The organism is Streptomyces sp. GDS52, assembly GCF_052246875.1.
Lineage (GTDB): Bacteria > Actinomycetota > Actinomycetes > Streptomycetales > Streptomycetaceae > Streptomyces > Streptomyces cathayae.
This window is the reverse complement of the sequence record NZ_CM125966.1, coordinates 6,528,767-6,542,706: the sequence shown is the minus strand read 5'-3', so window position 1 is coordinate 6,542,706 and position 13,940 is coordinate 6,528,767. Positions and strand designations below refer to the sequence as shown.

At 71.9% G+C, this 13,940-nt stretch carries 12 protein-coding genes; 9 read left to right on the top strand and 3 right to left on the bottom strand.

Features of this window, described 5'->3' with window-relative positions:
• Positions 1 to 206 precede the first annotated feature (206 nt).
• Both ACTWJ9_RS29970 and ACTWJ9_RS29965 read left to right on the top strand, forming a co-directional pair.
• Positions 207 to 1,652, top strand: a complete 1,446-nt coding sequence (locus tag ACTWJ9_RS29970; RefSeq protein WP_387039627.1) for a glyceraldehyde-3-phosphate dehydrogenase — start codon at positions 207 to 209, stop codon at positions 1,650 to 1,652.
• Between the two features lie 184 nt (positions 1,653 to 1,836).
• A complete protein-coding gene (locus tag ACTWJ9_RS29965; RefSeq protein ID WP_387039625.1) occupies positions 1,837 to 2,811 on the top strand; it encodes a hypothetical protein in 975 nt (324 codons plus the stop codon).
• 34 nt (positions 2,812 to 2,845) lie between these two features.
• Here the strand turns inward: ACTWJ9_RS29965 and ACTWJ9_RS29960 are convergent, their stop codons facing one another.
• The gene (locus ACTWJ9_RS29960) at positions 2,846 to 4,501 is read right to left on the bottom strand and encodes an FAD-dependent monooxygenase (RefSeq protein ID WP_443294961.1); all 1,656 of its coding nucleotides are present in this window, start codon (positions 4,499 to 4,501) and stop codon (positions 2,846 to 2,848) included.
• Positions 4,502 to 4,746: 245 nt separating this feature from the next.
• On the opposite strand from ACTWJ9_RS29960, the gene ACTWJ9_RS29955 reads away from it, so the two are divergent.
• The 7 genes from ACTWJ9_RS29955 (at position 4,747) to ACTWJ9_RS29925 (ending at position 10,092) form a co-directional block, all read left to right on the top strand.
• Positions 4,747 to 5,880: a SchA/CurD-like domain-containing protein gene (locus ACTWJ9_RS29955; protein ID WP_279337400.1), complete on the top strand. Its 1,134-nt coding sequence runs from the start codon at positions 4,747 to 4,749 to the stop codon at positions 5,878 to 5,880.
• A 68-nt stretch (positions 5,881 to 5,948) separates the two neighbouring features.
• On the top strand, positions 5,949 to 6,431 hold the full coding sequence (locus ACTWJ9_RS29950; RefSeq protein WP_279337398.1) for a cupin domain-containing protein: 483 nt from the start codon (positions 5,949 to 5,951) through the stop codon (positions 6,429 to 6,431).
• A complete protein-coding gene (locus tag ACTWJ9_RS29945; RefSeq protein WP_279337397.1) occupies positions 6,428 to 7,696 on the top strand; it encodes a beta-ketoacyl-[acyl-carrier-protein] synthase family protein in 1,269 nt (422 codons plus the stop codon). Before ACTWJ9_RS29950 ends, ACTWJ9_RS29945 begins: the two co-directional genes overlap by 4 nt.
• Positions 7,693 to 8,958 (top strand): ketosynthase chain-length factor, encoded by a 1,266-nt coding sequence (locus tag ACTWJ9_RS29940; RefSeq protein ID WP_279337396.1) that lies wholly within the window; start codon positions 7,693 to 7,695, stop codon positions 8,956 to 8,958. Before ACTWJ9_RS29945 ends, ACTWJ9_RS29940 begins: the two co-directional genes overlap by 4 nt.
• Positions 8,959 to 8,986: 28 nt before the next feature.
• Positions 8,987 to 9,247, top strand: a complete 261-nt coding sequence (locus ACTWJ9_RS29935; protein WP_279337394.1) for an acyl carrier protein — start codon at positions 8,987 to 8,989, stop codon at positions 9,245 to 9,247.
• Between the two features lies 1 nt (position 9,248).
• Positions 9,249 to 9,728 carry an SRPBCC family protein gene (locus ACTWJ9_RS29930; protein WP_279337393.1) on the top strand — a complete coding sequence of 160 codons (480 nt, stop codon included), beginning with the start codon at positions 9,249 to 9,251 and terminating at the stop codon, positions 9,726 to 9,728.
• 28 nt (positions 9,729 to 9,756) lie between these two features.
• Entirely contained in the window at positions 9,757 to 10,092 is a 336-nt protein-coding gene (locus ACTWJ9_RS29925; RefSeq protein ID WP_279337392.1) for a TcmI family type II polyketide cyclase, read from the top strand.
• A 666-nt stretch (positions 10,093 to 10,758) separates the two neighbouring features.
• On the opposite strand, the gene ACTWJ9_RS29920 is transcribed toward ACTWJ9_RS29925, so the two are convergent.
• Both ACTWJ9_RS29920 and ACTWJ9_RS29915 read right to left on the bottom strand, forming a co-directional pair.
• Entirely contained in the window at positions 10,759 to 13,659 is a 2,901-nt protein-coding gene (locus ACTWJ9_RS29920; protein ID WP_387037322.1) for a hypothetical protein, read from the bottom strand.
• Positions 13,656 to 13,850 (bottom strand): hypothetical protein, encoded by a 195-nt coding sequence (locus ACTWJ9_RS29915; RefSeq protein WP_279337390.1) that lies wholly within the window; start codon positions 13,848 to 13,850, stop codon positions 13,656 to 13,658. The genes ACTWJ9_RS29920 and ACTWJ9_RS29915 overlap by 4 nt, the downstream gene beginning before the upstream one ends.
• Positions 13,851 to 13,940: the final 90 nt, after the last annotated feature.

Genomic DNA, 13,940 nt, shown 5'->3' with positions numbered 1-13,940 from the left:
CGGACCGCCCCGGACCGGATCGGTGATCGGTGATCGGTGATCGGAACAAGATCCGCTCCGGGCACGGTCCTGCACGCGTACCCGATCGCGCGGGACACAACCCTGCCGGAAGGACACCCCCGGAGAGGCCGGAAGGACACCCCCTGAGAGCCCCTTGACCCGCATGGTTATCATATGAGCGCCGCCTAGCTCGAAAGATAAATCCTGTGACTGTCAACGAAGACTCGTTCACCAACTGGAAGCACCGCGAGGAAATCGCGGAGTCGATGATCCCGATCATCGGGAAGCTGCACCGCGAGCGGGACGTCACCGTCCTGCTGCACAGCCGCTCCTTGGTGAACAAGTCGGTGGTCTCCCTCCTCAAGACCCACCGCTTCGCCCGCCAGATCGCCGGCCAGGAACTCTCGGTCACCGAGACGCTGCCGTTCCTCCAGGCCCTCACCACGCTCGACCTCGGTCCGTCCCAGATCGACCTCGGCCTGCTCGCCGCGACCTACCGGACCGACGACCGGGGACTGTCGGTGGCGGAGTTCACCGCCGAGGCCGTGGCAGGTGCCACCGGCGCCAACAAGATCGACCGCCGTGAGCCGCGCGACGTCGTCCTCTACGGTTTCGGCCGCATCGGCCGGCTCCTCGCCCGCCTGCTCATCGAGAAGTCGGGCTCGGGCAACGGTCTCAGGCTCCGTGCCGTCGTGGTCCGCCGGGGCGGTGAGCAGGACATCGTCAAGCGGGCCTCGCTGCTGCGCCGCGATTCGGTGCACGGTCAGTTCCAGGGCACGATCACCGTCGACGAGGCGGCCGGCACGATCGTCGCCAACGGCAACACGATCAAGATGATCTACGCCGACGACCCGGCGCAGGTGGACTACACGGCGTACGGCATCAAGAACGCCATCCTCATCGACAACACCGGCAAGTGGCGCGACCGCGAGGGCCTCTCGCAGCACCTGCGCCCCGGTGTCGACAAGGTCGTGCTGACCGCCCCCGGCAAGGGCGACGTGCCCAACATCGTGCACGGCGTCAACCACGACACCCTCAAGCCGGACGAGCAGATCCTGTCCTGCGCGTCCTGCACCACCAACGCGATCGTCCCGCCGCTGAAGGCGATGGCGGACGAGTACGGCGTGCTGCGCGGCCACGTGGAGACCGTCCACTCGTTCACCAACGACCAGAACCTGCTGGACAACTACCACAAGTCCGAGCGCCGGGGCCGCTCCGCGCCGATGAACATGGTGATCACCGAGACCGGTGCCGCCTCCGCCGTCGCCAAGGCACTGCCCGACCTCGAGGCGACGATCACCGGCAGTTCGATCCGGGTCCCCGTACCGGACGTGTCCATCGCGATCCTCAACCTCCAGTTGGGCCGCGCGACCAGCCGCGCCGAGGTCCTCGACCACCTCCGCGACGTGTCGCTCACCTCGCCGCTGAAGCGTCAGATCGACTTCACCAGCGCCCCCGACGCGGTCTCCAGCGACTTCATCGGCTCGCGGCACGCGTCGATCGTCGACGCCGGCGCCCTCAAGGTCGAGGGTGACAACGCGATCCTCTACCTCTGGTACGACAACGAGTTCGGCTACTCGTGCCAGGTCGTCCGGGTCGTCCAGTACGTCTCCGGCGTGGAGTACCCGACCTTCCCGGCACCGGCTCCCTGACCGGCGGACGGAGCGGCAGGGCGGGGTGGGACCGGCAAGCGGTCCGGCCCCGCCCCGCCGGTGTTCGCCCTGCTCGGGCCCCATGTGCCCACCTGGTGGACGCATAACGTGACCTTGAGGGCCGGATCGGTAACGATCGTCTCGTACCGGTTGCCCGGCCCGGTAAAGTTCCTAGTCTGCGGGCATGTCCCTCTTCAGTAGTCGTACCGGTAAACGTCCCCGCATCGTTCCCTCCCTCGACGACGCCGACCTCGCGCGCGTCCTCAAGCAGTTGAACAAGCGCGGTGGGAGCGTCAAGCAGGCGGAGGTGACACTCGTCGCCACGCTTCTCGAGGAGACCGGGAGCGACTGGGACCGGCGCGGCCACCGTGTCTCCGTACTGGCCGACGCGACGGCCGAGTCGGGGTCGGACCTGGCGTCCTCCTGGCTGGCCAAGGATCCGGGGAGCCCCGACGCGCTGGTGTTCCACTCCAGGGTCGGCCTGGCCCGCGGCCTGCGGGACAGACACCTGGAGGAAGCGGGGCAGTTGGTGGCCCAGTGTCATCGGGCCGCGGAGCTGAACCCGGCGGATCCGTTGCCCTGGGTGACCCTGCTCGGCATGGCCCGGATCGAGCAGTACGCGCAGAGCGAGGTCAACGCCATCTGGCGGGAGGCCACCGGACGCGACCGCTGGCACCGTGAGGCGTATCTGCAGATGCTCGCCCATCTGTCGCCGGAGGAAGGCGGTTCGAGTGCGGCCGTCCTCGACTTCATCGATGTGGTGCGCGCCCGGATACCGGCCAACGCGCCGTGCGCCGCGATCGAGGTGACCGCGGCCGTGCGGCAGTACCAGGGACTGGTGGCGCAGGGCGGTGTCCGGGCCATGACGGCAGGTCAGCTGTGGAAGGGCGGACAGATCGCGGCCTCACTGGAGCAGGCCGCCTCCCTCTGGGCGAAGCCCGGCTTCTTCCAGCACGCGGCGGCCCAGGCGGATCTGAACGTGCTGGCGTACGCGCTGTGCGCGGCCGGCCGGGCCGCCGACGCGTACCCGGTGTTCCAGGCGCTTCAGGGCATGGTGACCCCGTGGCCGTGGAACGACGACGGGCCGGCGGTCCAGCGGTTCGAACAGCACCAGGCCAAGGCGGAGCGGGGGCGGCAGGGCGGCGTCGGAGGGGCTTGACGCCTCCGCTCCGTATCTCTCGTCAGTCCACTCGTCAGTCCTGTCGCCGGGCCAGGATCGCCGCGACGGCGTCGTGCAGCGCCGTCGCGGCGTCCACAGCGGCCTCTTCGGAGCGCCATGCCACGAACCCGTCGGGGCGGACCAGGACCGCGCCGGCCTCGGTGACGCCGTGGGCCTGCGCCCAGTCCACGTCGGCGTCCGGCGTCAGGTCCGCGGTCGGACCGCTGCCGATCCGGTACGAGTCGAGCGGCACCGGCAGGCGCTTCGCCACCTGCTCCGCGGCGGTGTGCCAGGCGCCGTCCTCGGAGCTGAGCAGCACCAGTGACCGCTCGTAGAGATCGACGGTGGAGACGCGGGCGCCGGCGCGGTCCAGCCACAGGTGGGGGGCCCGGCTGCCGGGCTCCCCCGCCAGCTGCAGGCCCTCGGGGACGACCGGCGCCGCCGGGTCACTGCCGAGGACCGCGCCCCGCGGATAGCGGTAGCCCAGCGCCACGGTGAGGATTCCGCCCTTCGGGCCCTTGCCCCCGGCGCCCGCTGCGGGCGTGTAGCCGGGGTGACTGTGCTCGACCGAGCGGTTCGAGGCGCGGGCGCTGGTCGCCTCCGCGACCGGACGGCGCTCGGCGTCGTAGGAGTCCAGCAGTCCGGGTCCCGCCCAGCCGCCGAGGACGGCGGCCAGTTTCCAGGCCAGGTTGTGCGCGTCCTGGATGCCGGTGTTGGAACCGAACGCCCCGGTGGGCGACATCTCGTGGGCCGAGTCACCGGCGAGGAACACCCGGCCGTCGGCGTAGCGTTCGGCGACCCGTTCGGCGGCGTGCCACGCGGCCCGGCCGGTGATCTTGACGTCGAGGTCGGGGGCTCCGATCGCCCGCCGGATATGGGCGACGCACCGCTCGTCGGTGAACTCCTCGAAGGTTTCGCCGTGTTCGGGGTGCCAGGGGGCGTGGAACACCCAGTTCTCGGCGTTGTCGACCGGGAGCAGCGCCCCGTCGGCCTCCGGATTCGTGAGGTAGCAGAGGATGAACCGCCGGTCGCCGACGATGTCCGCGAGGTCGCGGGAGGAGAAGGTGACGCTCACGTTGTGGAACAGGTCGCCCGGTCCGTTCTGCCCGATGCCGAGCCGCTCCCGGACAGGGCTGCGCGGGCCGTCCGCGGCGACCAGGTAGTCCGCCCGGATGGTGGTGTGCTCGCCGGTCTCCCGGCTCTTGACCCGCGCCGTCACACCGTCGCCGTCCTGGTCGAACGACATCATCTCGGTCGCGAAGCGCAGGTCGCCGCCGAGTTCGCGGGCGCGCGCGAGGAGCACCGGCTCGAGGTCGTTCTGACTGCACTGGCACCACCCGCCGGGGCTGAACCGGGCCAGTCCGCCGCCAGGGTCGATCTCCTTGAAGAGCCACTCGCCGTCACCCTCCACCAGGCTCGGCGTCTGCATGATCCCGTGGTTGTCCGCGAGGACCGACGCGACCTCCCTGATCTGCTGTTCGACTCCGGCCACCCGGTACAGCTCCATGGTGCGCACGTTGTTCCCGCGCCCGCGCGGGTGGATCGACGTGCCCGGGTGGCGTTCGACGAGCGTGTGCGGCACGCCCAGACGTCCCAGGAACACGGACATGGACAGGCCCACCAGGGAGCCGCCGACGATCAGGACGGGCGTGCGGTGGCCGATCTCGTCGGCCGTTTCCGAACGGTTCATTGGACTGCCTCCAGCCTCGCCCGCGACGGGCGGTGGAAAAGGACGTCGGATCCATGCCCGGTACGGGCCGTTCCGCGTCCTGGCGGCACCCGGTTGACGCGGGGTTCACCCTCCTGCCCCGTGGCGCTCGCGCACATCGCGGGGCACGTCGACGATCGGTGCAGGGCGACCCCGGACCTTCGGATGCGGCGGCCGTTCCCGACCTCGTGAAGAACCTTCCGTGAAGAAGAGGAGAGGTGCACCGGATGACCACCACGGGACGTATGACGGGACGCATACCGCAGTCGGCGTTCGACGGCTCCAGGCTGCGGGTGATCCTGATGCTCGACCTGTACGACGGGGCCCAGGAACAGTTCCTCGACGCGTACGAACACATGAGCAGCATGATCGCGTCCGTCCCCGGTCACATCAGTGACCAGCTCTGCCAGTCGATCGAGAACCCCTCGCAGTGGCTCATCACCAGCGAGTGGGAGAGCGCCCCGCCCTTCCTCGCCTGGGTGAACAGCGAGGAGCACATCGAGACCGTCCGCCCGCTGCACAGTTGCGTCCGCGACACGCGGTCGATGCGCTACAGCGTCCTGCGCGAGATGCGGGACGGCCGGCCGCTCACCGGGCAGGCCGCCGCGAACCTCCAGGCACAGGCCCGCGTGGGCGAGGGTGTGGCCCGGCACGCTCTCACCTTCACCGTCAAGCCGGGCACCGAGTCCAAGGTCGCGAAGCACCTGGCCGGGTACGCGGCCCCCGAAGCCGCGCTGAACGACAGCACGCAACTGCGCCGCACCTCCGTGTTCATGCACGGCAACCGCGTGGTGCGGACCATCGAGGTGGAGGGCGACCTGGCCACGGCGCTGCGCCACGTGGCCGATCAGCCCGAGACCCAGGCGGCCGAAGAGGCCATCAACCCCTATCTGGAGCATGCCCGGGATCTCGGCGATCCCGGCTCCATGCGCGTGTTCTTCACCAGGGCCGCGCTCCCCGCCGTGCACCACGTCGACCGGCACGGGCCCCGGCCGGCGGGTCTGCGGCGGCACGCGCTGTACTACCCGGCCGTCGAGGGCCGTGGGGAGGAACTGGCCCGGTTCCTCTCCCGCCAGGACGAGGCCGCGGCCGACGAGCCGGACGGCCCGGTGTACTCGAGCACCGTCTTCCAGCGCGACAACGTCGTGGTCCGTCTGATCGACGCCACCGGCGACCTCGACCTCGACCCCCTCGCGGCGCTCGGCATCAAGGGCGCGGGGAAGGCGGCGGAGCTGGAGCGGCTCCTGGACGGCGCCGCGGTCGGCGTCGAGGGCCCGCTGGACTCGGAGCGCACCATCAACCGGCTGCTGTCGCACGCCGACATGCTGCCCGTCACCGACCGCAGCACGGCGGATTCCTGACGGCACACCGTGGGGACGTCCGCGGCCCGCGCGTCCGGACGTCCCCGCCACACCCGGAGGTACCAACCATGTCCAAACAGCATCCACGCATCGTGGACCTGAGCGAGACGGAACCCAACCGACGGCGCGGGGGCGACCTCAGAACCCTGCTCACCCCGGCCACGGTGGGTTCCACCAGCGGCTTCATGGGACTGGCCGTCATCCAGCCCGGCGAGCGCATCGGCGAGCACTACCACCCGTACTCCGAGGAGTTCGTCTACGTCGTCAGCGGCGCCCTCGAAGTCGACCTGGACGGGGAGCCGTTCGCGCTCCGGGCCGATCAGGGGCTGATGATCCCGATCGACATGCGGCACCGCTTCCGCAACGTCTCCGACGCCGAGGCCCGCATGGTGTTCCACCTGGGTCCGCTCGCCCCGCACCCGAGTCTCGGTCACGTCGACACCGAGGAGAACGCCGGTTCCGTGGCCGGTCCCCAGCTGACCGTGGGCGGGCCGGGTGTGTCCGGGCCGGGGCAGGAGCGGCCGGCCGAGCGCAGTGAGGCCATAAAATGACCCGGCGAGTGGCCGTCACCGGTGTCGGTGTGGTCGCTCCCGGCGGCACCGGAGCGACGGCGTTCTGGGACCTGCTCGCCGCCGGCCGCACCGCGACCCGCGGCATCACCCTGTTCGATCCGAGCGGTCTTCGCTCCCGAATAGCGGCCGAGTGCGACTTCGACCCGTTCGCCCACGGTCTCGACCCGGATCTGTGCCAGCACGCCGACCGGTACATCCAGTTCGCCGCGGTGGCCGCCGACGAGGCGGTCCGTGACTCCGGACTCGACGCCGCCACCGGCGACCCCTGGCGCACCGCGGTGTCGCTGGGCAGCGCGGTCGGCGGCACCACCCGGCTGGAGCACGACTACGTGCAGGTCAGCGAGCACGGCAAGCGCTGGGACGTGGACCACCGGCAGGCCGATCCGAAACTGCACATGGCGTTCCAGCCGAGCACCCTCGCCTCGGTCGTCGCCGAGCGGTTCGGCGCGCGGGGCCCCGTGCAGACCGTCTCCACCGGTTGCACCTCCGGCCTCGACGCGGTCGGTTACGGCTTCCACACCATCGCCGAGGGCCGGGCCGACGTCTGCATCGCCGGGGCGTCGGACTCCCCGATCTCGCCGATCACGATGGCCTGCTTCGACGCCATCAAGGCGACCTCGCCGAACAACGACGACCCGGAGCACGCCTCCCGGCCGTTCGACGCCCGCCGCGACGGCTTCGTGATGGGCGAGGGCGCGGCGGTCCTCGTCCTCGAGGAGTACGAGCACGCCCGGGCCCGCGGTGCGGAGATCCACTGCGAGATCGGCGGGTACGCCACGTACGGCAACGCCTACCACATGACTGGTCTGACCTCCGAGGGCCTGGAGATGGCGCGGGCCATCGACGGCACGCTCGACCAGGCCCGTCTCGACCCCACACTGATCGACTACGTCAACGCGCACGGCTCCGGCACCCGGCAGAACGACCGGCACGAGACGGCCGCGGTGAAGCGGTCCCTCGGCGCCCACGCCCACGAGACGCCCATGAGCTCCATCAAGTCGATGGTGGGGCACTCGCTCGGCGCGATCGGCGCGATCGAGGTGGTCGCCTGTGTACTCGCCCTGAAGCACCAGGTCGTACCGCCGACGGCGAACTACGAGACCCCCGACCCCGAGTGCGACCTGGACTACGTGCCGCGCACCGCCCGTCCACGGAGGCTGAGGAACGTGCTCTCCGTCGGCAGCGGATTCGGCGGTTTCCAGTCCGCGGTGCTGCTGACCGGGCCGGGTGGGAGGACCCGATGAGTACTCAGCGGACTCAGCGCACTCAGCGCCCCCGCCGCGCGGCCGTCACCGGCATCGGTGTGGTCGCGCCGGGCGGACTGCGGCCCGACGCCTACTGGAAGTCCGTCAGCGAAGGCATCAGCGTGCTGGACCGGATCACCCGCGAGGGCTGCGGGCATCTGCCGCTGCGGGTGGCGGGCGAGGTCCGGACCTTCGACGCGACGGACCTCATCGAGGACCGTTTCCTGGTCCAGACCGACCGGTTCAGCCACTTCGCGATGGCGGCGGCCGCCCTCGCCCTCGACGACGCCGGGCTCGGCAGCGGGGATCCCGCGGAGCCGTTCTCCATCGGCGTGGTCACCGCGGCCGGTTCCGGCGGCGGCGAGTTCGGGCAGCGGGAGCTGCAGAAACTCTGGGGGCAGGGCCCGCGGTTCGTCGGTCCGTACCAGTCCATCGCCTGGTTCTACGCCGCGAGCACCGGCCAGATCTCCATCCGCGGCGGCTTCAAGGGCCCGTGCGGGGTGGTGGCGAGCGACGAGGCCGGCGGGCTCGACTCCCTCGCGCACGCCGCCGGGGCGGTCCGGCGCGGCACCGACACGATGATCGTCGGCGCCGCGGAGGCACCCCTCGCCCCCTACTCGATGGTCTGCCAGCTCGGCTACCCCGAGCTCAGCACCGTCGAGGACCCGGACCTGGCCTACCGTCCGTTCACCTCGAACGCCTGCGGGTTCGTGCCCGCCGAGGGCGGCGCCCTGCTCGTCGTCGAGGACGAGGAGCGCGCCCGCGGGCGCGGGGCGCCGGTGCGGGCCACCCTGGCCGGCCATGCCGCCACCTTCACCGGTGCGTCCCGCTGGGAGGAGTCCCGGGAGGGGCTGGCCCGCGCGATCCGCGGCGCCCTCGACGAGGCGGGCGCGGCCCCGGAGGAGATCGACGTGGTGTTCGCCGACGCCATGGGCGTGTGGGAGGCGGACCGCGCCGAGGCGCTGGCGATCGCCGACGCGCTCGGCGCGCACGGCACACGGGTGCCCGTCACGGCGCCCAAGACCGGTTTCGGCCGGGCCCACTGCGCGGCGCCCGTGCTGGACACGGTGGCCGCGGTGCTCGCCATGGAACACGGCCAGGTGCCCCCCACACCCAACGTGTCCGACATCTGCCACGACCTCGACCTGGTGATGTCGCGTGCTCGGCCCGCCGAGCTGCGCACGGCCCTCGTTCTCAGCAGGGGACTGATGGGCTCCAACGCGGCGCTTGTCGTGCGCCGCGGTGGCGAATCCGCCCGGTAGCACCGGGCGGGGAAGGAGCAGACAACCCATGATCACCACCGAAGTGACCTTCGACGAACTGGCCGCCCTGATGAAGAAGGCGGCCGGCATCACCGTCGACCCCGCGGAACTCAGGCAGGCGGCGGAGTCCCCCTTCGACTCCTTCGGCCTCGACTCGCTCGGCCTGCTCGGCATCGTCGGCGAGCTGGAGAACCGGTACAGCGGGTCGCTTCCCCCCGACTCGGAGCGCTGCAAAACGCCCCGGGAATTCCTCGACCTCGTCAACAGCACCCTCAAGGCTGGAGCCTGAAGTGGCAGGACACACCGAGAACAGCATCACCGTCGACGCTCCCTTCGACCTCGTCTGGGAGATGACCAACGACCTCGAGAACTGGCCGCAGCTGTTCAGCGAGTACGCGTCCGTCGAGGTGCTCTCCCGCGAGGGGGACACCACGACGTTCCGGCTGACCATGCACCCGGACGACAGCGGGAAGGTGTGGAGCTGGGTCTCCGAGCGCACCCCCGACCGCGCCACCCGGAGTGTGCGCGCCCGTCGCGTCGAAACGGGGCCCTTCGCCCACATGGACATCCTGTGGGAGTACGAGGAGCTCCCGGGCGGCGTCCGGATGCGCTGGACCCAGGACTTCGCGATGAAGCCCGACGCCCCGGTCGACGACGACTGGATGACGGACAACATCAACCGCAACTCGCGTACCCAGATGGCGCTCATCCGGGACCGGATCGAGCAGGCCGCCCGCGACCGCAAGGGTGCGTCCGTCACGTCCGGCTGACCGCCGACCCATCCGGAAAGGACCGTCGATGCACCACGCACTCATCGTCGCCCGTATGGCGCCCGGTTCGGCGCCGCGGATCGCCGACGTGTTCGCCGCCTCCGACCGGGGCGAGCTCCCCCACCTGATCGGGGTGAACCGCCGCAGGCTCTTCCAGTTCGGTGACGACCTGTATCTGCACCTCATCGAGTCCGAGCAGGACCCGGCACCCGCCATCGCGAAGGTGGCCGGGCACCCCGAGTTCCGCGGCATCAGTGAGCAGCTGGAGGCGTACGTCAGCCCGTACGACCCCGCGACGTGGCGCAGTCCCAAGGACGCCATGGCGCAGTGCTTCTACCACTGGGAGCGCGGCGCCGGCTCCTGAGCCGGCGGACCGAACAGCCCCGAGGTCGCCGATGCCGCGCATGTCGCGGAGCCGGCGGCCTCGGGGCTGAGCCGTGTGCGGGCCATCCGGGTGAGCCGTGGTGTCACGGCATCCGGCGAAGCGGCGTAGGCCGCCCGGCCGTCGACGGACAGCTGCCAGGTCCCGGTCCTGCTGCCAGCTCCCGGTCCTGGAGCAGCTCCCCCATCCCTTGCGATGAGCGGTGGCGGAGCTCGGCTCGAAATCGATGTCGCGGGACTCCCCGGGCTTGGGGCCGACCGGGCGGAGCAGGTCGCCGATATGCACGGGCAGCGCGTCGGTGGTGGCGGTCAGCCCTACCCGCAGTCCGGATCCGGCCCGTTCTCCGGCCTGTCCGGCCCCGAGACGGACACCCCCTCGCCCTGGCCCCGGCCACGACGAGATCGGCCTGCCGCAGGCGGGTGCGTTCTGAGCCGCCGTCATCGCGGCCCGGGCCCGGGACCCCGACTCGTCCGGCATCCGGTGGCCGGGGGCCGGGTCGATTCCGTAGCCGGTCAGGGTGCGGTCGCCGGTCGGTCCCGAGGCCTGCTTGCGCAGGTCGGGCCAGCCGCTCGCGGAGAGGTCCCGGTACTTGGGGTCGTCGGGCGCGTGCAGTTGCGCGTCGGGGCGGCCGCCGGGCGAGGGTGTCGTTCATCGGTCGCTGCTCCCTCTGTTCCGCTCCTTGTGCTTGCGCGGCGTTCCCGGTACCAGGTGGAAGACGGACATCAGCCGTATCCGCCGCAGCTCGCGCACCCGGGAGCGGCGGTCCCTGAGCTCCCGCTTCGCCTCCCGGAACACCGGCCCGGCCAGCCATCCGCCGCTGCTGTGGCCGGAGGCGTGGCAGGCCATGATCAGGCTCCTGATCTCGTGCAGGATGTCCGCGGTGACGTCGACGCTGCACCGGTGCGCGGTGAGCAGGGTGCGTTCCAGGTGGCCGAAGAGCGCGTCGCGTTCCTTTTCAGGGGCCCTCCCCCACCAGCGACCGGTCAGTTCGAGTGCCCGGCGGCCCGTCCCGGAGTCCAGGTCGAAGGTGAAGGGCGCCCACATCACCGCGATGTCCCGGGGGGAGCGGAGCTGTTGGACGGCCACGGCGAGGACGTCCAGGGGGTCGGGTCCGTCGCCGGTCCGGTCGCCGGTGCCGATGACGGGCGGGCGCCCGCGGCCTTCGCGGGGTACGGCCGCCCCGCCGGCGCCGGTCCCGGTGGCGCAGTCGGGGCCTGTCCCGGTTCCGGTGTGCCGTTCCCGGGCGGCCCGCAGTCGGGTGTTCTGGGCGGCTTCCTGGTCGGCGAGGCGCCGGGCCCGGACGGATCGCTCCGCCTCCAGGGCGTCCTGCCGTCGCCGCCACGCGTCGTTCCGGGCGTCGACGCGGCGGCGCAGTTTCTCCGCGGCCGCCTCGTCCGGCACCCGCAGCAGGGCCGTCAGCACGGTGGACTCGCCCTCCTTTCCCCAGGGTCCGCCGAGTGCCGGCGTGGCGAGCGCCTCCACGAGCAGGGCCAGGAAGGGCGCCAGTCCCTCGTCCCAAAGGACGCGGTGCAGGCTCTGTGCGTAGGCGCGGCACGCCGACTCCCGCCACGGGGGCCCGGCGGCCGGGGCGCCCAGCAGGCAGTTCAGGACGTCGGCCCGCGCCCGGCAGTGCCGCCACACATCCGTGTCGGTGGCGAGCAGGGTCCGCAAGGCGCCGCGCGCGTCCGGCCCGCCCGCCGGATGCGCCGGGCCCGCCGGGTCCGCCGGATGCGCGGGGTCGTCCAGGTGCTCCGGGGTCCGGGCCGGGGGTCTCCGCGATCCGCTCCGGCCCTGGAGGGAAAGCCCGGAGGTGGCTCCGTCGTCGCCCGTTCGTCCGCTCTCCCCGCGTCCGACGGCGGTGGAGCACAGCTGCGGCCACAGCCACCGGACGGCCTCGGCCGTCCAGTCGGGCTGTCTCGAACGGACGGTGGCGGTGAGCACGTGAAGGGCGTCCTCGGCGGTGGGACACGGTTCGACGAGGGCCGCCTTCTTCCGTTCGCCCACCGCCAGCACCGCCCAGGCCCGCAGCCAGGCGGGGGCCTCGTGCGCGGTGGGCTCGAGCAGCGTCAGCCAGCCAGCGAGCCGCGTGGGATCGGCCGATTCCCGCACCAGCACCGCACGGGTGAGCCGACGCGTGTCCCGGAGCACGTGCACGGCGTCGGCCCGGCCGTCGGCCACCCTGCCCGGACCCAGCAGGCACAGGCAGTCGGCCGCGTACCGCAGGCGCTGGGCATCGGCCGGTTCCCCGCTGCCGGGCAGCAGCCGCAGCACCTCGGCCTCCTTGCGGCACAGTTCGACCAGCCGCCAGAGTTCGTCCAGCCGGGCGCGGCACGAGGTGCTGTCCGCGGCGGCGGAGACACCGCCCAGCACCACGTCCAGCAGCGCTTCCGCCATCAGCGCGGACACCCGCGGTCCCGTCTTCCCGTGCGCCCAGTGGCGGCTCAGCGCGTCGTACACCTCCCGGCCCCCGGGTTCGACGGCGTAGTCGATCCCGCACCTGACGAGCCGCAGGAAGCCCTCGGATTCCGTGTCCTCGCCGTCCGTCAGGCTGTTCAGCCCTCTGGTCACCAGCTGCACGGACTGCTCCCCGGCCTCCACGGCGTGCACCGCGGCGCGGAAGGGGTCGAGCCGGTCGAGGACGCCCAGGACGGCCCCGGGGCCGGCCGGTGCGACGGCCGCGTCGAACGTGCGCAGGCCGGCGGTGACCGCGTCGAGTCCCAGGACCTCGATCAGGCGGAGGAGCTGTCGCCGGTACTCCTCCGGGGCGCCGGCCGGAACCTGCGGGAGGGTGCCCAGTTCGACACAGCGGGCGGACGGCGTGTGCGCCGGTCCGAAGGCCAGGTGGGTGGGCGGCTCGTCACCGCCGTCGACGCAACTGCCCACGGCCAGCCCGCCGCGTACCCCGTACGGCAGGAGACCGGCGATCGCGTCGAACACGGCCAGCCGGGCCCGCGCGTCGAGAGCACCGCCGCCGGTGATGACGACGGGACCGCCCTGCAGCAGGAGCGCGGCCACGGCCACGGCCCAGTGCACGGCCGCGGCCCGCCGCCGATCGCTGTCGCCGACGGTGCCGGGCACATGGCCGGCGATGGTCTCCAGACCCTCCGGCAGGCCGTCGCCGGCCGGAGCGGGCACCTCCAGCGGGATGGTCTCCTCGTGCTCCGGCGGCAGACGCAGGGAGGCAACGGCGTCCCACAGGGTGACGTACTCCACCCTCCGGCGCACCAGTTCGGTGGAGTCGAGCAGTACGTAGCGCGTCGATGTGACGTCCCGGTTCACGCCGTCGCGCAGGGGGGAGGGCTCCATCACGGAGATGCCCGTCCACTGCCGGTCGGTGCAGGGCAGGCCCGTCACGGAGACCCAGGGCAGCCGGTCGCGCGTGGCCGCCGCGGAGGGCGGGCCGCCGAGACCGGCGGCAGTGATGTGGTCAAAGAACGTGGCGCGGCGCCGTGCTCCTCCGGTGCAGCGCAGCACGTCGTACTCGTCCGGCGAGCCGGCCTGTTTGCTGTACCAGGCCCACAACGCCCTCACGGTGAACGTGTCGTTCACGGACGGCCTCCGTTCCGCATGCCGAGCGACGGGGCCACCTGCGGGTCCATGACGTGGTACGGGCGGAGCGGGCCCACGATGCGGTATCCCCCGTCGACGACGTTGACGTTCCCGTAGCGGCGCAGGTCGATGGAGCCGCGGGGCATGGCGCCGAACCCGATCGCCGACGTTAGCGCGATATGAGGGTGCATCACCCCGCATTACGTGAATGAGACACAGTCAAGGCGCAAGTAGCCCACCCGGAAAGGCGATTACCTTCAATCGGTCAGAAACGGACAAGG

Coding starts and splice junctions, on each gene's coding strand:
- ACTWJ9_RS29915 (WP_279337390.1), bottom strand. CDS start 13,850: ATGCACCCTCATATCGCGCTAACGTCGGCGATCGGGTTCGGCGCCATG.
- ACTWJ9_RS29955 (WP_279337400.1), top strand. CDS start 4,747: ATGACCACCACGGGACGTATGACGGGACGCATACCGCAGTCGGCGTTC.
- ACTWJ9_RS29945 (WP_279337397.1), top strand. CDS start 6,428: ATGACCCGGCGAGTGGCCGTCACCGGTGTCGGTGTGGTCGCTCCCGGC.
- ACTWJ9_RS29935 (WP_279337394.1), top strand. CDS start 8,987: ATGATCACCACCGAAGTGACCTTCGACGAACTGGCCGCCCTGATGAAG.
- ACTWJ9_RS29965 (WP_387039625.1), top strand. CDS start 1,837: ATGTCCCTCTTCAGTAGTCGTACCGGTAAACGTCCCCGCATCGTTCCC.
- ACTWJ9_RS29940 (WP_279337396.1), top strand. CDS start 7,693: ATGAGTACTCAGCGGACTCAGCGCACTCAGCGCCCCCGCCGCGCGGCC.
- ACTWJ9_RS29960 (WP_443294961.1), bottom strand. CDS start 4,501: ATGAACCGTTCGGAAACGGCCGACGAGATCGGCCACCGCACGCCCGTC.
- ACTWJ9_RS29950 (WP_279337398.1), top strand. CDS start 5,949: ATGTCCAAACAGCATCCACGCATCGTGGACCTGAGCGAGACGGAACCC.
- ACTWJ9_RS29925 (WP_279337392.1), top strand. CDS start 9,757: ATGCACCACGCACTCATCGTCGCCCGTATGGCGCCCGGTTCGGCGCCG.